Annotated in this window: 15 protein-coding genes; 5 read left to right on the plus strand and 10 right to left on the minus strand. The window is 62.2% G+C overall.

The window, feature by feature from the left end; translation table 11 throughout:
* Nucleotides 1-12 precede the first annotated feature (12 nt).
* A complete protein-coding gene (locus tag ACIROY_RS15870) occupies nt 13-444 on the plus strand; it encodes a MarR family winged helix-turn-helix transcriptional regulator (RefSeq protein ID WP_402342370.1) in 432 nt (143 codons plus the stop codon).
* A 102-nt stretch (nt 445-546) separates the two neighbouring features.
* On the opposite strand, the gene ACIROY_RS15875 is transcribed toward ACIROY_RS15870, so the two are convergent.
* The 9 genes from ACIROY_RS15875 to ACIROY_RS15915 form a co-directional block, all read right to left on the minus strand.
* On the minus strand, nt 547-2,928 hold the full coding sequence (locus tag ACIROY_RS15875) for a TonB-dependent siderophore receptor (RefSeq protein WP_402342371.1): 2,382 nt from the start codon (nt 2,926-2,928) through the stop codon (nt 547-549).
* A 95-nt stretch (nt 2,929-3,023) separates the two neighbouring features.
* Nucleotides 3,024-4,013, minus strand: coding sequence for a FecR domain-containing protein (locus ACIROY_RS15880; protein WP_402342373.1), 990 nt, complete (start codon nt 4,011-4,013; stop codon nt 3,024-3,026).
* A gap of 1 nt (nt 4,014) precedes the next feature.
* Nucleotides 4,015-4,494 carry a sigma-70 family RNA polymerase sigma factor gene (locus ACIROY_RS15885; RefSeq protein ID WP_402342374.1) on the minus strand — a complete coding sequence of 160 codons (480 nt, stop codon included), beginning with the start codon at nt 4,492-4,494 and terminating at the stop codon, nt 4,015-4,017.
* 192 nt (nt 4,495-4,686) lie between these two features.
* Nucleotides 4,687-7,083 carry a TonB-dependent siderophore receptor gene (locus tag ACIROY_RS15890; protein ID WP_402342375.1) on the minus strand — a complete coding sequence of 799 codons (2,397 nt, stop codon included), beginning with the start codon at nt 7,081-7,083 and terminating at the stop codon, nt 4,687-4,689.
* Between the two features lie 92 nt (nt 7,084-7,175).
* Nucleotides 7,176-8,159, minus strand: a complete 984-nt coding sequence (locus ACIROY_RS15895; protein WP_402342376.1) for a FecR family protein — start codon at nt 8,157-8,159, stop codon at nt 7,176-7,178.
* 24 nt (nt 8,160-8,183) lie between these two features.
* Entirely contained in the window at nt 8,184-8,672 is a 489-nt protein-coding gene (locus ACIROY_RS15900; protein WP_402276124.1) for a sigma-70 family RNA polymerase sigma factor, read from the minus strand.
* 210 nt (nt 8,673-8,882) lie between these two features.
* Nucleotides 8,883-11,420: a TonB-dependent siderophore receptor gene (locus tag ACIROY_RS15905; RefSeq protein ID WP_402342378.1), complete on the minus strand. Its 2,538-nt coding sequence runs from the start codon at nt 11,418-11,420 to the stop codon at nt 8,883-8,885.
* 124 nt (nt 11,421-11,544) lie between these two features.
* The gene (locus ACIROY_RS15910) at nt 11,545-12,573 is read right to left on the minus strand and encodes a FecR domain-containing protein (RefSeq protein ID WP_402342380.1); all 1,029 of its coding nucleotides are present in this window, start codon (nt 12,571-12,573) and stop codon (nt 11,545-11,547) included.
* A gap of 2 nt (nt 12,574-12,575) precedes the next feature.
* Nucleotides 12,576-13,100 carry a sigma-70 family RNA polymerase sigma factor gene (locus ACIROY_RS15915; RefSeq protein ID WP_402276131.1) on the minus strand — a complete coding sequence of 175 codons (525 nt, stop codon included), beginning with the start codon at nt 13,098-13,100 and terminating at the stop codon, nt 12,576-12,578.
* A 160-nt stretch (nt 13,101-13,260) separates the two neighbouring features.
* On the opposite strand from ACIROY_RS15915, the gene ACIROY_RS15920 reads away from it, so the two are divergent.
* Nucleotides 13,261-14,181, plus strand: coding sequence for a patatin-like phospholipase family protein (locus ACIROY_RS15920; RefSeq protein WP_402276134.1), 921 nt, complete (start codon nt 13,261-13,263; stop codon nt 14,179-14,181).
* A 110-nt stretch (nt 14,182-14,291) separates the two neighbouring features.
* On the opposite strand, the gene ACIROY_RS15925 is transcribed toward ACIROY_RS15920, so the two are convergent.
* A complete protein-coding gene (locus ACIROY_RS15925; protein ID WP_402276136.1) occupies nt 14,292-14,861 on the minus strand; it encodes a C40 family peptidase in 570 nt (189 codons plus the stop codon).
* Between the two features lie 231 nt (nt 14,862-15,092).
* Here ACIROY_RS15925 and ACIROY_RS15930 point away from each other — a divergent pair, with 231 nt between their 5' ends.
* The 3 genes from ACIROY_RS15930 to carB all read left to right on the plus strand — a co-directional run bounded on the left by ACIROY_RS15930 (nt 15,093) and on the right by carB (nt 20,213).
* The gene (locus ACIROY_RS15930; protein WP_116435047.1) at nt 15,093-15,500 is read left to right on the plus strand and encodes a heme-binding protein; all 408 of its coding nucleotides are present in this window, start codon (nt 15,093-15,095) and stop codon (nt 15,498-15,500) included.
* Between the two features lie 323 nt (nt 15,501-15,823).
* Nucleotides 15,824-16,987 (plus strand): glutamine-hydrolyzing carbamoyl-phosphate synthase small subunit, encoded by a 1,164-nt coding sequence (gene carA, locus ACIROY_RS15935; protein WP_402276138.1) that lies wholly within the window; start codon nt 15,824-15,826, stop codon nt 16,985-16,987.
* Nucleotides 16,980-20,213, plus strand: coding sequence for a carbamoyl-phosphate synthase large subunit (gene carB, locus ACIROY_RS15940; protein ID WP_402276140.1), 3,234 nt, complete (start codon nt 16,980-16,982; stop codon nt 20,211-20,213). Before carA ends, carB begins: the two co-directional genes overlap by 8 nt.
* Nucleotides 20,214-20,306 lie beyond the last annotated feature (93 nt).

Genomic DNA, 20,306 nt, shown 5'->3' on the forward strand with positions numbered 1-20,306 from the left:
AGCTTCTTCGCCATGGCCAAATTCAACCCGCCCACGCTCGACCAGCACCTGTGTTTTTCGCTCTACAGCACTTCGCTGAAGATGACGCAACTCTACAAGCCGTTGCTGGCGCCGCTGAACCTCACGTATCCGCAATACCTGGTGATGGTGGTGCTGTGGCAGGAGCAGGGGATCGGTGTGAAGGATGTCGCGGAGCGCCTGCAGCAGGATTCGGGATCGGTCACGCCGTTGATCAAGCGCCTTGAAGCCGAAGGCCTCATTAGCCGCGCCCGCGACGCGCGCGATGAGCGCAACGTCCTGCTGAGCCTGACCCCCGCCGGCGAAGCCATGCGCGAAGCCGGTCTGCGCGTCAGTGAAGCGATTGCTCACGGCTGTTCGGTCACCAGCGCGGAATACCAACGCATGATGGCCGATCTGGCCAAACTCAATAAAACGCTGAGCTAAAAAAGCAGCATCAGCAATCCCATCATTCCATTACAACCGACGAAAAAAAGCCCGCCAAAAAAGGCGGGCTGATAAAGCGTCGGATCTGCAGCAATTTCCCGATCAGAAGTCCACTTGCGCCGACAGTACGAAAGTGCGGCCGGATGACGTGCCGACATAACCGTTCTGCATCACCCAGTAGTTCTTGTCGAACACGTTCTCGATGTTGGCGCGGTAGGTGATAACCTGGCCGGCCGCCTTGGTGATGTAGCGCGCGCCGATGTCCGTACGCGTCCAGCTCGGCACCTTCAGGTTGCTGGTGTTGCTGTACAGAGTGGCGCCGGTTCGGGTGACGCGGGTATTCAACGCCAGTCCGGTCAGCCATGGCGTATCCCAATCCAGGCCCAGGTTGAAGTTGTTCTTCGGCACGGCGCCCAATTCCCGGCCGTCGCTGGTGCCGCCGGCGGTGTGCGATTGCTCGGTGTCGAAGAAGGTGCCGCTGGCGTTGAATCGCAGACCCCGGACCAGTTCGCCGTAGCCCGCCAGTTCAAGGCCGCGGATGCGCGCACGGCCATCCTGGGTGGCATATTGCAAGCCGTTGATCAGTTGGGTGGAGTTGTTCCGTTGCTCGATCTGGAACACTGCCGCAGTGGTGGTGATGCGGCCCCAGTCCATCTTGGCGCCGGTCTCATATTGCTTGGACTTGGATGGCGGGAATGCCTGGCCCTGGTTGACATTCGGCGGCTGGACAATGCTGCCCGCCGTCAATGCCGCCGTGTAGTTGGCGTACAGGGACAGATTCTCGACCGGCTTGACGACCACGGCCACCACCGGCGAAATTGCCGTCTTGTTCGAGGTCTGCGTCGCGTCGGTCAGGCTATGCGTGTAAACCTGCTGATGGCGCAGGCCGGCAATGAAAATCAGACGGTCATTGAGCAACGACATGGTATCGGTCAGCGCCAGACTGGTCAGGCGCTGTTGGCTGCGTGGTGTTGGATCTCCACGTACGCCCGTCATTGCCGGCAAGGGCACCGGGTTGTACAGGTTGGACGCGACTGCCGCGCTCGCTGCAGGATAGAAATAGTCGGTCTGCTGATTGAGCATGTTGGCGCCCGCGATCACCGTGTGCTTGATGCCGGCGGTGTTGAAGCGCACGCGCATGCCGACGTCGGCCGAGGTGGATGTCACCTTCTGGTCGTAGTAGCCGTTGGTCACGCTGGTGGCGCCCTGCACGGAAGTGATCGTGGCGCGCGGGAAATTCTGTGCCGATTGTGCGACGTGGTAACCGACTGCGCCATACGCCGTCAGGTTGCTGTCGATGTCGTATTCCAGACGCGTGGCGACGGCCTTGTCGTCACTCGACATCGTGTTGCCTGGATACAGGTTGGTTTCGCCCGACGGCGCCTTCGGCACTGCAGTGAGGGCGGCGCCCAGGCTGAACTGTGGACGGAAGTTGCGGGTGTCCTCATGCTGGGTGTAGGCATCCAGGCTCCAGCGTACGCGGCCGCCGTTGTAGTCGAGACCGACCGAACCCATGCTTTGCTGCTGGTTGCTGCCCGACAGGCCGGTGTTGCCGTCGGCGTACAGCGCATTGACGCGGATGCCCCATTCCTGGTTCTCGCCGAAACGACGACCGATGTCGCCCTTCAGGCCGAACTGCGAATTGGACAGGTAGGTCGCGGTCACGCTGGAAATCGGATCTTCGTGCGCGCGCTTGGAGACCAGGTTGACCGCGCCGCCGATGCCGCCGGCCGGACCCATGCCGTACATCAGGGTGCCCGGACCTTTGAGCACTTCGATGCGCTCGACCATGGCGATCGGCATGCGGGTCAGCGGCACCATGCCGTACAGGCCGTTGAATGCGACGTCGTTGGCCGACATCGTGAAGCCGCGGATCTGGTAGCTGTCGCCGAAGCCGCCGTTGCCGTTGGTGTTGCGCACCGAGGAGTCATTGGCGATCACGTCGCCGATCGCGCGCGCCTGTACGTCTTCAATACCCTGGGAAGTGTAGTTGGTGGTGCTGAACGGTGTGTCCATCACGCTGGCCGTACCGAGCACGCCCAGGCTGCCGCCGCGTGCGACCAGGCCGCCGGCGTAGGGCGCGGTGGGATCGGCGCTTTCGGTGATGGTGACGGTGGGCAGCACGGCATTGTTGTTGCTGCCGACTGTCGCAGTGCTCAATACGTAGCCGCCGTCGGCGTTCTTCACCGCTTGCAAGCCGGAGCCTGCCAGCAGGATGGTGAAGCCTTCGGCCACGGTGTAACGGCCGGACAGGCCGGGAGTCTGGCGGTCATGCGTGATGGCCGGGTCGAACGACAGCAGCACGCCGGCACGTCGGGCGAAGTTGTTCAGGACGCGGTCCAGCGGACCGGCCGGGATGTCATAGGCCAGGCGCTGGCCATCGACGACCTGCGCTTGCAGGCCGGCCATCGGCATGGCGAAGGCAGCCAGTACGGCGAGCCGGGCCAGGGTCGGGCGGGAAGGGAAACGGGTCAGGTTTTTCATGGCGTGATTACGGTGATTGGCAAAGGTGCTATCAGGTAAACCGAACGAGCCACGAAAACCTGCAGAACAAATTGAAATTTTTTACAGCCCTGCTTCTAACCTTGTGCGCCGGCGCGTGGGCGCAGCGTAATCCAGTAAGGAGTAAAGGTATCGACCTGTACCGGAAGGGTCCGTGCGATCGCGGCCAGGATGCGCACAGGTTGGTCGAGCGGGAATACGCCCGAGATGGTCAGGCCGGCGATGGCTGGGTCGCAGCGTAGCTTGCCGGGTATGCTGCGGTCCAGTTCCGCCACCAGTTCGCCCAGCGGCATGCGGTCGGCCACGATGACGCCGTCGGTCCAGGCTACTGCTTCTTCATTGGCCGGCGACAGGCTGCCGATCAATCCCCGCTGATCAAACAGGGCCTGGCGTCCGGCATCGATGCGGATGGGGCGGGATGCTGCCGCCGCTTGGAATTCCACTGCGCCTTCAAACACCGCGACCTGCATGCCGGCTTCGCTGTCGCGCATCTGGAAGCGGGTGCCCAGCGCGCGTGCCTGGCCCAGCCGGGTGTGCACGACAAAGGGACGATAGGTGCGGTTGCTTTCTTTCGCCGTGGTGATCAGTACTTCACCGCGATGCAGGCGCACCAGGCGGGACTGTTCATCGTAGATGGCGTCGATGGCGGTGGCGGTGTTGAGTTCGACGGCCGTACCGTCGGCCAGCGTTACGCGCCGGCGTTCACCGGCTTTGGTCGCATAGCCGGCCATCAGGGTCCGCCACGGCATGATTTCATTGCCGCCGGCGGCCAGCAGGCCGACACCGACGGCGACGCAGAGGGTTTTGACGGCGAAGCGGCGGTTATGGCGATGGCGGTTGCTGGCGTCGCCGATGCTGCCGTGAGCCAGCGCGCTGGGCAGGCTGGAGACGCGTTCGCTGAGCGATTGCAACCGCTGCCAGGCGAGTTCGTGGCGCGCTTCTGCGGCGCGCCAGCGGCGGCAGGCTTCGCGCTCCTGTTCGGTGGCGGCGCCGGATTGCAGTTTCACCATCCAGTCGATGGCGATCATCACGATATCGCCGGGCGGCGCGGCGGAGTCGGCAGCCATGTCAGTCGCCATACTGCACGTTATAGCAAGCCGTGAAGGCGCGTTTCATGTATTGCTGCACCGAGCTCAGGGAGACATCCAGGCGCACGGCGATCTCGGCATAGCTCAGGCCGTCCAGCTGCGACAGCAGGAAGGCGTTGCGTACCTTGGCCGGTAACGCGGCCAGCATGGCGTCGACCTGATTGAGGGTTTCCAGCACGGTCAGCCGCGCTTCGGGTGAGGGCACGTGCTCGGGCGGCAATTGCGCCAGCATTTCGAGGAAGGCGGCTTCCAGCGCGCAACGGCGGAAGTGATCGATCACCAGGCCGCGGGCGATGGTGGCCAGCAGGGCGCGCGCTTCGTCCAGGTAGAAGTCGCGGCGCGACACCATGATCCGCAGGAAGGTGTCCTGTGCCAGGTCGGCCGCCAATTCCGGGTTGCCGGTACGACGGCGCAGCCAGCCAAGCAGCCAGTGGTGATGGCCGGTATAAAGGCCTGTCATGTCTTGGTGATGGGGATGGACGGCGGTGGTCATGACGACAAAAAATAATGAGAATGGTTCTCATTGTAATCTGCAAATGACTTTTGCGCCAAGATGGGCGCCGCCGCAGTTGTTTTTCAGAACAAGCCGGCGCTGCGATTTTTGCGCCGCGCCGCCGGCAAAACACCCCTGCGGTGCGGCATTTATTTCAGATCAGAAACGGTACTTCACGGTCGCGCTCACCGCGCGCTCGGCGCCCTGATAACACTCGCCGTGATAGCAGATGCTGTAGTAGTTCTTGTTGAGCAGGTTGGCGGCGTTCAGGCGCAGCAGCCAGGGACCGTATTCGTAGCGCATCATCGCGTTGAACAGCGAGTAGCCGCCTTGCACCGAAGTATTAGCCTCGTCGTTCTGGCGCGGGCCGACGTAGTTCACGCCGCCGCCGAAACCGAAACCGCCGCCGGCGTCATAGTCCAGCCACAGCGAAGCGGTACGGTCGGCCATGGTGGCCGGGACTTTGCCGACTTCGGTGGCGTCTGCGCTTTCCAGCACCTTCATGTTGAGCTTGGTGTACGACGCGATCAGGTTGAGCCGGCGGCCGATCTCGGTCTTGGCTTCCAATTCAAGGCCCCGGGTGCGCTGCTTGCCGATTTGCCGCGCGTCGCCGGTCAGGTTGTCGTAGGTCACGACATTGGTCTTGGTCAGGTCGAAGATGGCGGCAGCGAACATGGTGCGCGAATTCTCCGGCAGGAACTTGACGCCGAGTTCACTCTGTTTGCCGCGGCTGGGTTTGAACGGATTGTTGTTGATGTCGACGCCGCTCGACGGCAGGAAGGATTCACTGTAACTGGCATACGGCGCCCAGCCGTTGCCGAGCAGGTAGCTGAGGCCGACGCGACCGCTGAACACGCTGTCGTTCTGCACTTTGTGCGTGGAGTTGAGCGCGTCGTCGGTCACGCTGCGGACCTGGTCCTGGCGACCTCCCAGCGTCAGCACCCAGCGGTCCAGCAGCTTGATCTGGTCTTGCGCATAGACGCCGAGCTGGCTGACGGTCTGCGCATAATTGGCCAGCGGCGTCTGCGGTGTGGGGATGCTCAAGCCGTACACCGGATTGAGCAGGTCGAGGTCGGGCGCGGCGCCGCGGAAGCGGTTGGCATCGCCGCGATTTTCATTCCAGTCGACGCCGAACAACAGCGTCTGCGTGACGATGTCGCCTTGCAATTTTCCATGCAGTTGCGTATCCAGCGAGGTCTGGCGCAAGCGGTCATCCCACGTCCGGGCGATGCGCGAATAGGTGTGTCGGTCCGGCTGTAGTTCGTCGACCCACACCACGTTGCGCTTGAGCGTGGTGTCGCTGTAGCGGAAGTTCTGGCGCAACTTCCATTGATCGTTGAAGGCATGTTCGAGCTGGTAGCCCAGCGCGGTCTGTTCGTGGCGGAACTTGCTGAAAGAGTAGTCGCCCATCTTGACGTTGGTGAGTTTGCCGTCGCCGCCGATGGCGTAGTAGGGATCTTCGCCGGAATCGTTCTTGAGGAATTCCGTCAGCACGGTCAGCGACGTCGCCGCGCTCGGCTGCCAACGCAGCGATGGCGACAGCGCGTAGCGCGTGCGGTTGATGCGCCTGCCGTCGGAATAGCGGTCCTGGTCATTGCTGTCGAGGGCGACGCCGACCAGGCGGTAACTCAGGTCGCTGTTCTCGCCGAACCGGTCGCGCAGATCGACGCCCAACTGCTTGCGGTCGAAGCTGCCGTACTGGACTTCCACTTCGCGGATGCGCTCGCCGGTCGGCGTCTTGCTGATGCGATTGACCACGCCGCCGACGTCGCCCTGGCCGAACATCACGGAGGCCGGACCGCGCAGCACTTCCACGCGCTCCAGGCCGTAGGTTTCGGTCATCGCATAGACCGGAATGAAGGGCGTCTGCGGCAAGCCGTCGCGGAAGTTGCCGGAGTAGGCATTGAAGCCGCGCAGGTTGATGTATTCCCAGCCGCGGTTGTCCGCACCGTACACATTGACGCTGACGCCGGGCGTCTGCGCGACGACATCCATCATGTCCTGCACGCCGCGTGCTTCCATTTCCGTGCGGCCGATGACGGAGATCGATTGCGGGATTTCGGAGAGCGGCGTATCGGTCTTGGTGGCCGTCGCGCTGCGGCGCGCGACATAACCGGGGACGGGGCCGTCGGCGCTTTCCAGCCCGGCGTTGACGGTCAGCGTCGGCAGCACGCTGCTGGTTTTCCCGGCCACGCCGATGGCGATGGCGGAGCCGCCGGCAGTGGTGCTGGCCGCAAGACCGCTGCCGGCCAGCGCCTTGTCCAGCGCTTCACCCAGGGTCATGGCGCCTTGCACCGCAGGCGCGGTCTTGCCTGCGACCAGCGAGGCGTCGACCGAAATGGCTACGCCGGCCTGGCGCGCCAGCGCGTTGATGCTTTGTCCCAGCGGCTGCGCCGGCACCGAGAATTGCTTCTCGACCGACAAGGCGGCCGATGAACTCAGGCTTTGCGCCTGCGCCGGCTGCATGCCGCCCATGACGGCGAGGGCGCCGGCGCAGGCCAGTATGATGGCGCTGATGCGGATGGAATGGATTCCCTTGGAATTCGTCTTGCGCATTTCTGTGTCCCTTTTGTGAAGTTGTCACAGTGAAGACGAACGGCGGCGCAAAGACCGGACAATTATTTTTTGACGTGCAATCGGCGAAGGAATCAGCGTGGCACGATCATCGCCGCGCCGTCGGTATTGCGGCTGATGCGCACCGGGAGAATCCGCGGCAGCACGCTCAGGAAGGCGTTTGGATCGCGCAGCTGGAAGCTGCCGGTGAGCCGCAGCTCGCGCAGGCGCGCATCGTCGGCCAGCGTCAGCGGCTGGTAGAGGTAGTCGTTCCAGCGGCTGACGGCATCGCTCAGGCTGGCGCCGTCGAACACCAGCCAGCCGTCTTTCCAAGCGCCGACGCTGGCGACCGGGATGCTGCGGCGTGCGCCGATGCCGTTCCGGTCGGCGAGCACGGCGTCGCCGGCGCGCAATTCCATGTCCGGCGGTCGGCGTTCGGATTCCGGCGCGAGCGTGTTGCCGCGGCTGGCCCAGACGGCGACGTGGCCTTCCGCCACTTCGACCGACATGCCGTTGTCGCGCACCGCCACGGTGAACACGGTGCCGCGTACCTGTACCTGACCCCAGCTGGTGCTGACCGTGAAGGGACGCGAGGCGTCGGGGCTGACCTGCAGGCGAATTTCGCCTTGCGTCAGACTGACTTCGCGACGGTTGCGGAAGTACGTCACCTGCGCCCTTGTGCGTGCGCCGAGATCGAGCTGGCTGCCGTCGCCCATGCGACGGGCCAGCGTTTGCGCGCGGTCGGTGCTCAGGGCCGCCTGTTCGGTCGGTTGCAGCCACCACCAGCGTCCGCCGGCGCCGGTCAGTGCGGCGACGCCGACCGCGCCCAGCGCCGACAGCAGCGCACGCCGCCCGGCGTTCGGACGTCCGGCCTGCGGTTGCGGCACGCGGTCTTTCAGGCCGTGCAGATCGGAGGCGGCCCAGGCGTCCAGCGCCAACTGATAAGTGGCTTCATGTTCCTCGCTTTGTTCGCGCCACAGCGCCAATTCTTCCCGCGCCGATTGCGCGGTGGCCGCACTGCCGCCGTATTGACGGGCGATCAGCAGCAGGGCGTGTTCGAAGGATTTGCGTGGCGACATGGCGGCGAAGGGAATGATGAGGGATCAGGTGGAAGCTTCGGCGTGCATCCGGGCCAGATCCATGCAGTCGATCACGCCGCGCACGATGTGCTTTTCGACGGCGGCTTCGGAGCAAGCCAATTGCGTGGCCGCCTCGGCATGCGTGAAACCATACAACCGCACCAGCACGAAGGCGTCGCGCCGTTTGCGCGGCATCACGTCCAGACGCGCCAGCAGGCGGTCGAGCTGGCGGCGCGAGCTGAGATGACGTTCCGGCGACGGCGCTTCATCGGGGACGATCAGCGCCAGTGTTTCCAGCATCTGCGTTTCGGCGATCTTGCGGCGGGCGGCGTCGGTGACGATGTTCTTGCCGACGCGGTAGAGCAGGGCGCGCGGTTCGTGGATGGTGGATGCCGCTTCCATGGCCAGCACGCGCGCATAGCATTCATGGACGATGTCGGCCGCCGCGTCGCGATCACGCAGCGAGCGGGAGAAAAAACCGACCAGTTCATTGTAGTAGCGCAAGACCACCATAGCCGATATACGACTCCGACAAAGTGCATCACCGGTATCACCCGGACGAAAAGCATGAATTAGTAATGAAAACCATTCTCATTAAATTATACGCGATATCTTTACCCGGAAGCCATCCTGGAATCGTGAGGAATGTCGTGCGACGAGCAGAGCGCGGGGCGTTGCGGAGGAAGCGATACGGCCGGACGGGCGTCCGGCCGTGGAGAGAAATTACCAGCCGTATTTCACGGTCAGATAAACACTGCGGCCGTCGCCGTAGTAGCAGCCGGTGGCCGAGAGGCAAGCCGCGACATAGGTCTTGTTGAGGAGGTTGGCGGCATTGATCGATGCACGCAAGCCCTTGAGTTGCGGGTTGTTCTTGCCGAAGTCGAAGCGGATCGCCGCATCGAACAGCGTCACGCCGGGCATGTGGTACACGTTGGCGTTATCGCCGTAGTTCTCGCCGATGTGGCGCGCGCCGACACCCATGCCGAGACCGGCCAGTGCTTCGCTTTGCACCGAGTAGTCGAGCCAGGCGCTGGCCTGGTTGCGCGGCACGAACGCCAGGCGATTGCCGGTGGTGTTGACGGTGCCGCTGGCGTTGGCCTTGGTGATCTTGCTGTCGGTGTAGCCGTAGGAGGCGATCAGATCGAGACCCTTCTGCAGCTTGACCTTGCCTTCCAGTTCGATGCCGCGCATGCGCACTTCGCCGGTCTGGACGCTGAAGTTGGTGTTGACCGGATCGGGCGTGCTGACGTTTTGCTGGGTCAGTTGATAGGCCGACAGCGTGATCATGGTGTTGGAACCGTCAGGCTGGTATTTGACGCCGGCTTCGTACTGCTTGCCCTTGGTCGGCTGGAACGGTTGCAGCGTGCGGCTGGTGCCGACCGCCGGCTGGAACGATGTCGAGTAGCTGGCATAAGGCGTGATGCCGTTGTCGAAGCTGTACAGCAAACCGAGGCGGCCGGTGAAGGCGCCGTCGCTTTGCTTGACGCGCGTGTTGGCCGCACTCGTTACCGTACGCGTGGTGGTGTCGGCCCAGTCGTAGCGGCCGCCGGTCACCAGCGTCCAGCGATCGAGCTTGATCTGGTCTTGCAGATAGGCGCCGAGTTGATCGCGATTTTGTTCGATGTGCGTCGCCACCGGCGGAATCGCGCCGCTATACGGGACGTACACCGGCGCATAGAGGTTGAGTGCTGTCGGCAACGGGCTCAGCGAGGATTCGTCGTAGACCGAACGCTCGGAAGAATAGTCCACGCCGGCCAGCACGGTCTGCTTGACCGCGCCAGTAGTGAAGATGCCCTGGACCTGGTTGTCGACGGTGAACAGTTTCGATTTTTCCGGGAAGGCCCATGCATAGCGGCCCATGCTGGCCGGGTTGCACGCGGTCGTCAGGCAGAACAGCTGCACGCGCTTGGTGTCGGACATGGTTTCGCCGTAGCGCAGGTTCTGTCGCACGGTCCAGGTGTCGTTCAGGCGATGCTCGAACTCATAGCCGAGAAAATATTGCTCGTTGCTGTAGTGGTCGAAGTTCGGGTCGCCGGCAAACGTCTCCAGCGGCAGCGCCTTGAAGACGCTGGTGTAGAGCGTGCCGTTGGCCGGCAGCACCGGCGCGCCGCCGCCGCCTTGGGAACTGATCTTCTGGTACTGCGCCATCAGCGTCAGGTGCGTGTCGCTATTCGGACGCCAGGTCAGGGACGGCGCAATGTAGGTCTTCTCTTCGTTGACGTAGTTGTAGGCGGTGTCGCTACGGCGCGTCAGGCCGACCAGCCGATAGCTGAGTTCGCCGGTTTCATCGAGCTTGCCGCCTAGGTCCAGCGCCAGTTGCTTGCGGTTGTGGCTGCCGTATTGCAGTTCGATTTCATGCACGGCGTCGGTGGTCGGACGCTTGCTCACCATGTTGACCAGTCCACCCGGCGTGCCCTGGCCGTACAGCAGCGAGCTCGGCCCCTTGAGGACTTCAATGCGTTCCAGGCCGAACGGTTCGATGCGCGGTTGCGAATAGCCGCGCGAGCCGAAGGGCAGGCGCAGGCCGTCGAGGTAACGTCCCGGCACGAAGCCGCGCACGGTCAGCCAGTCGTAGCGCAGGTCGGTGTTGCCGTACTGCGTGACCACGCCGGGCGTATAGCGCAGGCTTTCGGCGATGCTCTCGACGCCTTGCGCATCGAGTTGCTCGCGCGTGATGACGGAAATGGTTTGCGGGGTTTCCTTCAGCGAGGTGTCGGTCTTGGTGCCGGTGCGGCTGCGCGTGGCAACGTAGCCGGCGACGGGACCCAGCGGATTCTCGCGTTCCGCGGCGGCGTTGACGCTGACGGCAGGCAAGCTCTGCGGCGCGGCGTTGGCGCCCGGCGTTGCGGTGGCTCCCGGTTGCAACACGTAAGTGTTGGCGGAGCTTTCGACGGCGCGTAGACCGGCGTTGCCGAGTAGTGCGGCAAAGCCTTCCGCCACGGTGTAGTTGCCGTTGAGTGCATTGCTGCGGCGGCCTTCGACCAGGCGCGCATCCATTTGCATGGTGACGCCGGCGCTGCTGGCAAAACGGCTCAGGGCGTCGCCCAGCGGGCCGGCGGAGATGTCGAAATGACGACGTGTGGTGTTGGCGCTGGCGGCCGTGGCGTTGGTCTCGGCGGCAATCGCGTGCTGCAACGGCGCGGCCAGCGCCAGGCTCAGCACGGCGCCGCGCACGGCGTAATGCATCGCCTTGGGCGCACTGCGCAGAATGGAAGCAGCCGCGGGTGCGGCCGAAGAAGGTTGCTGACGTGCTTGCTGCATGGTGAATGTCCCTGGTCGGATGATCGGATGGCGCTTCTTATCTCGATGACACGCGGAGGACGTAAAAGGGGACAAAGAAAATGAAAATATTTTTGAAAACTTCGGCGCTACGGTGAACGCCGCCTCAGGATGCCGTCGGCGAGGGAATCACCGTGACCCAATAACGTGAGCGATACAACACTGCGACCGGCAACGTGTCGGGCAGCGCGTTGAGGATGCCGTCGATGTTGTCCAGCTGGAAGGCGCCCGAAATGCGCAGGTCGGCAGTCTGCGGATCACAGCGCAGCAGGCCGCGGCGATAGCGGCCGAGTTGCGCGACGAAATCGTCCAGCCGCATGGCGTTGACGATCAGTTTGCCATCGACCCAGGCTGCAGCGTAGCGGTCGGCAGGTTGGGGTGCGCCGATCTCGCTGCCGTTGAAGCTGACCTGCTGGCCGGCTTCGACCACGCGCGTACGGCCTGCGTCGATGGCGGGACGGATTTCGACGGCATGTTCGAGCACCGTGACGCGTGTAGCCGGCGCCATGGTCGGATGGGTGTCGGCGGCCGACACGATAAAGCGCGTGCCGAGGGCGCGGATGTTGCCTTGCGCAGTGCGGACTACGAAGGGCCGGCTGCTTCCCTGTGCCGTGGCAGGATCTCGCGCGGTGCGGATCATGATTTCGCCGGCATGCAGCACCAGCAGCCGCTGCTGAGCATCGAAGCGCACGTCGACCGCGGTGGCGGTATTGAGAATCAGCTCACTGCCATCGGCCAGCGCCACAGTGCGGCGTTCGCCCGCGCCGGTGCGCAGGTCGGCGCTCCATTGCTCCCACGGCAGGGTGCGGTAAGTGGCGTAGCCGACCGGGGCCGACATCAGCAGCAACAGCGTCTTGAGCACCGCGCGGCGCTCCACACGGCTGCCGCGGTTGAGGCTTTGCAGCGCGATGCCGCCGGGCAGTCCGCCGAGCTTGCTGCTGACTTGTTCGGCGCGCTGCCAGGCGCGTTCGTGTTCGGGATGGGCGGCGCGCCAGCGTGCGCAGGCGTCGAGGTCGGCGGCGCTGACGGGGGTGTCATGCAGCTTGACCAGCCATTGTGCGGCTTGCCTGGCGATGGCACGTTCGAAGGATGGAGTCTCCGGCGACGACGTGCGTCCGGTCATGCGTTTGGCCAACGTCAGTTCCCCAGCATGATGCATTCTTCGAAGGCCAGCGCCATGTAGCGTTTGACGGTACGTACGCTGACGTCGAGCTGATCGGCGATCTCCTGGTAGGACAAGCCTTCCAGCTGGGACAGGAGGAAGGCGCTGCGGGCCTTGGCGGGCAACGCGTCCAACATGGCATCGACTTCGTTGAGGGTTTCCAGCAGCAGCAGGCGTTCTTCGGGCGACGGCGCCAGTGCTTGCGGCATTTGTTCCAGCGCCTGCAGATAGGCTTGCTCCAGAGACAGCCGGCGGTAGTGATTGAACAGCACGCGCGTGGCGACCGTCACCAGATAGGCGCGCGGTTCGCGCAACCTCAGTTCCGGCGTTTGCTCGCGCTGATGGGAGACCAGGATGCGCACGAAGGTATCCTGCGCCAGATCGGCCGCTTCCGCGTTGCCGGACACGTGGCCCAGCTTGCGTCGCAGCCAGCCCAGCAGCCAGCCGTGATGGCTGTACAGCGTCTGCACCTGCAGCAGTGACGAGTCGGTAGCCGCCATCTGTTTTCCCCTTGCCCTGTGTTGCTTTAATTAAATAAGAATTATTCTCATTATATATTAGACGCAGACACGAGGGCAATGCGGGTAGGAGGGAGTGGAGTTTGGGCTACAATGCCCGAGTCCCGCAGCCCGTTCAGGCCGCGACTCTTCCCCCGATGACATGTCCGCTTTGCGCCGTACTTTCTCCGCACTCCTTATTTCCGTTTTGTCCGCCTGCAGCCTGATGCCGACCAGGCCCGCCGAAGCGCCGTCTCCGGTGGCGGTGGTTGCCCCGGTCGCCAAGCCGCCGCAAAAACCGAAGATCGCTCTCGCCCTGGGCGGTGGCGCCGCGCGCGGTTTTGCGCACGTGGGTGTGATCAAGGCGCTGGAGTCGCAAGGCATCGTGCCCGACATCGTGGTCGGCACCAGCGCCGGCAGCCTGGTCGGCGCGCTTTACGCTGCCGGCAACAACGGTTTTGCCTTGCAGAAGCTGGCGCTGGACATGGACGAGGCGACCATTTCAGACTGGTCGGTGCCATTCTTCGCCAAGGTCAGCGGCGTGCTCAAGGGCGAGGGCGTGCAGTCCTACGTCAACCGCTCGGTAAACAACCTGCCGATCGAAAAATTCAAGATTCCGTTCGGCGCCGTGGCGACCGATCTCAAGACCGGGCAGGCGATCCTGTTCCGGCGCGGCAATGCCGGCATCGCGGTGCGCGCCTCGTCGGCGGTGCCGGGGGTGTTCCAGTCGGTTAAGATCGGCGACCACTACTACGTGGACGGCGGCCTGGTGGCGCCGGTGCCGGTCCATTTCGCGCGCGAGATGGGGGCAGACTTTGTCATTGCGGTGAATATCTCGGCCCAGCCTGAAGCGCAGGCCTCGGCCAGCTCGGTCGACGTCATGCTGCAAACGTTCGCGATCATGGGGCAGAGCATCAACAACTACGAGCTCAAGGATGCCGACGTCGTGATTCAGCCGGGGTTGGGCGCGATGAAGGGCAGCGACTTCGCCGGACGCAATCTGGCGATCCTGGCCGGTGAGCAGGCGACCATGAAGGCGATGGCGGATCTGAAGGCGAAGCTGAAACTCAAGGGCGGGAACTGATCTGGGTTGCCAGGCGAAAAATCGCGAGGGGGCCGGAAGCGATCCGTGCGCCGGCTCATTAATATAAGAAGGTGATGAAGGGATTGCGGGACTGATGTTCCGCAGGAAACTTATTGCGTGTCTTCAGCAGTCGCCGAAATGCGGCGCGCACCATTAAAGCGCTTTTTCCAGTAAGCCACATCCATGTCTTCGATGCGCACCTGGCCGCCGGCGGAAGGCGAGTGGATGAATTTGCCGTCGCCAAGGTAGATGCCGACATGCGAGAAGCCGCGACGCAGCGTATTGTAGAACACCAGGTCGCCCGGACGCAGGTCGACGACTTTTTCACCGACGCGGCTGATCTCCGCCGACGTACGCGGCAAATCGGTGCCGAGCGCTTCCTTGAATACGTAACGCACCAGGCCGCTGCAATCCAGGCCGGTCTCCGGCGATGTGCCGCCGTAACGATAGTTGATGCCGAGCATGCTCAATGCCTGGACAGCGAGTTCGGAAGCGCGGTTGGTGATGTCGTGCAGTTTGGCGAGAGCGATGTTTGCTTTGCCGGGAGGAAGAGAGTCTTGCTGAAGAGGTGTTTCGATACTCCACGCGGTGCTGCAGAACCAGAATCCGGCCGCCAGCACGCATGATTTTGCGAGGTGTCGTCGGAGTCGGCTGGTTTTTGCGGCGTTGCGTGTTGTCATCAGGACATTTCCCTATCGGTATGACTGCTGGAATGTAAACAATTTAGCCAGTAATGTCAAAAGCTTATTTCACGTTTTCCTACAAAAATTGCAATAAAGTCAATGCCTTACGCTGTAGGAGGATGTCCCTCAATGAGGAGGACATCGCTGGGCTTTTGCATATTTTGTGCCAGCGCGCCAATCTCGAATTACAATCAGCATTCTTTTTTACTTGAGCCATTTGGGAGCATCATGCAAACGAAACCGTATCTGACCCTCGACGATCTGAAGAAAATTGCCGCCGGCGCCGAAGCCGAAGCAAAAGCCAATAACTGGGCGGTCGTCATTGCCATCGTCGACGATGGCGGTCACTTGCTGTGGTTGCAACGCCTGGACGGCGCGGCGCCTGCTTCGTCGCACATCGCTCCGGCCAAGGCCAAGACCGCCGCGCTGGGTCGCCGCGAAACCAAGATTTACGAAGACATGATCAACAATGGCCGTTTCTCCTTCCTGTGTGCGCCTGAACTGGACGGCCTGCTGGAAGGCGGCGTGCCTATCGTGGTCGACGGTCAATGTGTCGGCGCGGTCGGCGTGTCGGGCGTGAAGTCATCGGAAGACGTGCAGATCGGCAAGGCAGGCATCGCTGCACTGGGTCTGTAATCTTCCTGATTGGCGTGTGATCGATTCGCTAATTAGTTGATTTTTAGCCGGTTTTTGACTCCCGGCAAGCTCTTGAAATGCGCTTTCCGGCAATCTTAGGATTTGCTGGGGGGCGCATTTTGCGCTATAATCGAGCGGTTTAGCTAATTTAAATTCCGCCGTAGCGCATACCGAATCCTCCATCTCGTCCCAGCACGCCAACCAAGCTCCTCCTTGCATCAAAACGGGGAATTTGCGCCGGTCGTCGGTTGGGTAACTGAGTGCAGAATCTCTGCAGCACGATCTGGTCAGGCCAGCGGCGGTAACAATCTCAGGAGTTACCCTTGCTGCCTCTTCTTTCTGGCCCTACCGTTCCGGCCATCCTCGCGCTAGCAGACGGGTCCGTTTTTCTTGGTGTTTCCATCGGCGCTGCCGGCAACACGACAGGTGAGGTGGTTTTCAACACTGCCATGACCGGCTACCAGGAAATTCTGACCGATCCCAGCTACAGCCAACAGATCGTCACACTGACTTACCCGCATATCGGCAATACCGGCGTTAATCCCGAAGACATTGAAGCCTCCCAGATTCACGCTGCCGGCCTGATCATCAAGGATCTGCCGCGCCTGACTTCCAATTTTCGCACCAAGCAGACACTGACCGAATACCTGCAAGCCAGCAACATTGTGGCCATTGCCGATATCGACACGCGCAAGCTGACCCGCATCCTGCGTGAAAAGGGCGCGCAAGGCGGCGCCATCGTCGCCGGCGACACGAACATTGAAGCGGCAACCGCCAAGGCGCTGGAACTGGCGCGCGGTTTCCCGGGACTGGCCGGCATGGACCTGGCCAAGGTCGTGTCGACCAAACAAGCCTACAACTGGACCGAGACCGAGTGGAAACTGGGGCGCGGCTACGGTCAGCAGATCACGCCGAAATTCCACGTGGTCGCGTTCGACTACGGCGTCAAGTACAACATCCTGCGCATGCTCGCCGAGCGCGGCTGCAAGGTGACCGTGCTGCCGGCGCAGGCGTCCGCCGCCGAAGCGCTGGCCCTGAATCCGGACGGCATCTTCCTGTCCAACGGCCCCGGCGATCCGGAGCCATGCGACTACGCGATTGCTGCGTCCAAGGAACTGATCGAGCGCGGCATCCCGACCTTCGGCATCTGCCTCGGCCACCAGATCATGGCGCTGGCTTCCGGCGCCAAGACGCTGAAGATGAAGTTCGGCCACCACGGCGCCAACCATCCGGTCCAGGACCTGGACACCAAGCAAGTGCTGATCACTTCGCAAAACCACGGTTTTGCCGTGGATGCCGCGACCTTGCCGGCCAACTGCCGCGTCACGCACGTGTCGCTGTTCGACGGCTCGCTGCAAGGTTTTGCCCGTACCGATAAGCCTGCGTTCTGCTTCCAGGGCCACCCCGAAGCATCGCCCGGGCCGCATGACATCGCCCCCCTGTTCGATAAATTTGTGGCGATGATGGAGAAAAAGAAACATGCCTAAGCGTAACGACATTAAAAGCATCCTGATCATCGGCGCTGGTCCGATCATCATCGGTCAGGCCTGCGAATTCGACTATTCCGGTGCGCAAGCCTGTAAGGCGCTGCGTGAAGAGGGCTACAAAGTCATCCTGGTCAACAGCAATCCTGCGACCATCATGACCGACCCTGAAATGGCCGACGTCACCTACATCGAGCCGATTACCTGGCAAGTGGTGGAGCGCATCATCGCCAAGGAAAAGCCGGACGCGATCCTGCCAACCATGGGCGGCCAGACTGCGCTGAACTGCGCACTCGACCTGCACCGCAACGGTGTGCTCGAAAAATACGGTTGCGAACTGATCGGCGCTTCTCCGGAAGCCATCGACAAGGCCGAAGACCGCTCCAAGTTCAAGGACGCCATGACCAAGATCGGTCTGGGTTCCGCGCGTTCGGGCGTCTCGCACACCCTGGAAGAGTCCTGGGCGGTGCAGAAGGAACTGGGCTTCCCGGTCATCATCCGTCCCTCGTTCACCATGGGCGGCACCGGCGGCGGCATCGCCTACAACGCCGAAGAATTCGAAACCATCTGCAAGCGCGGCCTGGAAGCCTCGCCGACCACCGAGCTGCTGATTGAAGAATCGCTGATCGGCTGGAAAGAGTACGAGATGGAAGTCGTGCGCGACAAGGCCGACAACTGCATCATCGTCTGCTCGATCGAAAACCTGGATCCGATGGGCGTGCATACCGGCGACTCCATCACCGTCGCGCCGGCGCAAACGCTGACCGACAAGGAATACCAGATCATGCGTAACGCCTCGCTGGCGGTGCTGCGTGAAATCGGCGTCGACACCGGCGGCTCCAACGTGCAGTTCTCGGTCAATCCGGCCGACGGCCGCATGATCGTCATCGAAATGAATCCGCGCGTTTCGCGTTCCTCGGCGCTGGCTTCGAAAGCGACCGGTTTCCCGATCGCCAAGATCGCCGCCAAGCTGGCGGTCGGTTTCACGCTGGACGAGCTGCGCAACGAAATCACCGGTGGTGCGACCCCGGCGTCGTTCGAACCGTCGATCGACTACGTCGTCACCAAGATCCCGCGTTTTGCATTCGAGAAATTCCCGCAAGCCGACAACCACCTGACCACGCAAATGAAGTCGGTCGGTGAAGTCATGGCGATCGGCCGCACCTTCCAGGAATCGTTCCAGAAAGCCCTGCGCGGCCTGGAAGTCGGCGTCGACGGCATGAACGAAAAGACCACCGACCACGAAACCATCAAGGAAGAACTGGGCGAGCCCGGTCCCGACCGTATCTGGTACGTGGGCGATGCGTTCGCACAAGGTTTCACGCTGGAAGAAGTGCATGGCCTGACGCACATCGATCCGTGGTTCCTGTCGCAAATCAAGGAAATCGTCGACATCGAGCTGTGGCTGGAAAACGGCCAGACGCTGGAAGGTCTGGACAAGGCCACGCTGTACAAGCTCAAGCAAAAGGGCTTCGCCGACCGTCGCCTGGCCAAGTTGCTGAAGGTTACCGACACCGCCGTGCGCGAGAAGCGTCATGCGCTGAACATCCGTCCGGTCTACAAGCGTGTCGATACCTGCGCAGGCGAATTCTCGACCAATACGGCGTACATGTACTCGACCTATGAAGAAGAGTGCGAATCGAAGCCGACCGACAAGAAGAAGATCATGGTACTGGGCGGCGGTCCGAACCGCATCGGCCAAGGTATCGAATTCGACTATTGCTGCGTGCACGCTGCGCTGGCAATGCGCGAAGACGGTTACGAAACCATCATGGTCAACTGCAATCCGGAAACCGTCTCGACCGACTATGACACGTCCGATCGTTTGTACTTCGAATCGCTGACCCTGGAAGACGTGCTGGAAATCGTCGCGCTGGAAAAACCATACGGCGTGATCGTCCAGTACGGGGGCCAGACGCCGCTGAAGCTGGCGCTGGATCTGGAAGCCAATGGCGTGCCTATCGTCGGTACTTCGCCGGATATGATCGATGCTGCAGAAGATCGCGAACGTTTCCAAAAACTGCTGCAAGACCTCGGCCTGCGTCAACCGCCGAACCGCACTGCACGTACTGAAGCCGACGCACTGCGCCTGGCGCAGGAAATCGGTTATCCGCTGGTGGTGCGTCCGTCGTACGTGCTGGGCGGCCGCGCAATGGAAATCGTCCACGAGCAACGCGACCTCGAGCGCTACATGCGTGAAGCGGTCAAGGTCTCGCACGATTCGCCGGTATTGCTGGACCGCTTCCTGAACGACGCGATCGAAGTCGACGTCGACTGCCTGTCGGATGGCGAGCGCACCTTCATCGGCGGCGTGATGGAACACATTGAACAAGCCGGCGTGCACTCGGGCGACTCGGCGTGCTCGCTGCCGCCTTACTCGCTGGCGAAAGACACCATCGAAGAACTGAAGCGCCAGACCGCATTGATGGCCAAGGGTCTGAACGTGGTCGGCCTGATGAACGTGCAGTTCGCGATCCAGCAAACCGAAGTCGACGGCAAACTGCAAGACGTCGTCTTCGTGCTGGAAGTGAACCCGCGCGCGTCGCGTACCGTGCCGTTCGTGTCCAAGGCGACCGGCTTGCAACTGGCAAAGATTGCAGCACGCTGCATGGTCGGCCAGTCGCTGGACAGCCAGGGCATCAAGAACGAAGTGATCCCGCCTTACTTCAGCGTCAAGGAAGCCGTGTTCCCGTTCGTGAAGTTCCCGGGCGTCGACACCATTCTCGGACCTGAGATGAAGTCGACCGGCGAAGTCATGGGCGTGGGCAAGACCTTCGGCGAAGCCTTCGTGAAGTCGCAACTGGGCGCAGGCGTCAAGTTGCCGACATCGGGCAAGGTGTTCCTGAGCGTCAAAGGCAGCGACAAGCCGCGTGCGGTGCAAGTGGCGAAGGATCTGGTCGGTCTCGGCTTCTCCATCGTTGCAACCAAGGGTACGGCTGCGGCCGTCAGCGCTGCGGGTATTCCTGTCGCGACCGTGAACAAGGTGGTGGAAGGTCGTCCGCATATCGTCGACATGATCAAGAACAACGAGATCACACTCGTGGTCAACACGGTCGAAGAGAAGCGCACGGCGATTGCCGACTCCGGTGCGATCCGTACTTCGGCACTGGCAGCGCGCGTGACGACGTTCACGACCATCGCCGGTGCAGAGGCTGCGGTCGAGGGCATGCGTCATCTGAATGCGCTGGATGTGTATGATTTACAAGGGCTGCATAAAGCTATACACTAAACCCACATACACGTTTTATTGCTAGCCACAGAGGGCATCTGAGTATTCGATGCCCTCTGTGTCTTTTTTAACGGCAAACTCTGTATTTGCCCG

The sequence above is a fragment of the Herbaspirillum sp. NPDC101396 genome (assembly GCF_044767365.1).
GTDB lineage: Bacteria > Pseudomonadota > Gammaproteobacteria > Burkholderiales > Burkholderiaceae_D > Herbaspirillum.

What these genes read in the sequence shown, in the direction of transcription:
- ACIROY_RS15870 (WP_402342370.1), top strand. Translation starts at nt 13, where the DNA reads ATGGCCAAATTCAACCCGCCCACGCTCGACCAGCACCTGTGTTTTTCG.
- ACIROY_RS15875 (WP_402342371.1), bottom strand. Translation starts at nt 2,928, where the DNA reads ATGAAAAACCTGACCCGTTTCCCTTCCCGCCCGACCCTGGCCCGGCTC.
- ACIROY_RS15880 (WP_402342373.1), bottom strand. Translation starts at nt 4,013, where the DNA reads ATGGCTGCCGACTCCGCCGCGCCGCCCGGCGATATCGTGATGATCGCC.
- ACIROY_RS15885 (WP_402342374.1), bottom strand. Translation starts at nt 4,494, where the DNA reads ATGACAGGCCTTTATACCGGCCATCACCACTGGCTGCTTGGCTGGCTG.
- ACIROY_RS15890 (WP_402342375.1), bottom strand. Translation starts at nt 7,083, where the DNA reads ATGCGCAAGACGAATTCCAAGGGAATCCATTCCATCCGCATCAGCGCC.
- ACIROY_RS15895 (WP_402342376.1), bottom strand. Translation starts at nt 8,159, where the DNA reads ATGTCGCCACGCAAATCCTTCGAACACGCCCTGCTGCTGATCGCCCGT.
- ACIROY_RS15900 (WP_402276124.1), bottom strand. Translation starts at nt 8,672, where the DNA reads ATGGTGGTCTTGCGCTACTACAATGAACTGGTCGGTTTTTTCTCCCGC.
- ACIROY_RS15905 (WP_402342378.1), bottom strand. Translation starts at nt 11,420, where the DNA reads ATGCAGCAAGCACGTCAGCAACCTTCTTCGGCCGCACCCGCGGCTGCT.
- ACIROY_RS15915 (WP_402276131.1), bottom strand. Translation starts at nt 13,100, where the DNA reads ATGGCGGCTACCGACTCGTCACTGCTGCAGGTGCAGACGCTGTACAGC.
- ACIROY_RS15920 (WP_402276134.1), top strand. Translation starts at nt 13,261, where the DNA reads ATGTCCGCTTTGCGCCGTACTTTCTCCGCACTCCTTATTTCCGTTTTG.
- ACIROY_RS15925 (WP_402276136.1), bottom strand. Translation starts at nt 14,861, where the DNA reads ATGACAACACGCAACGCCGCAAAAACCAGCCGACTCCGACGACACCTC.
- ACIROY_RS15930 (WP_116435047.1), top strand. Translation starts at nt 15,093, where the DNA reads ATGCAAACGAAACCGTATCTGACCCTCGACGATCTGAAGAAAATTGCC.
- carB (WP_402276140.1), top strand. Translation starts at nt 16,980, where the DNA reads ATGCCTAAGCGTAACGACATTAAAAGCATCCTGATCATCGGCGCTGGT.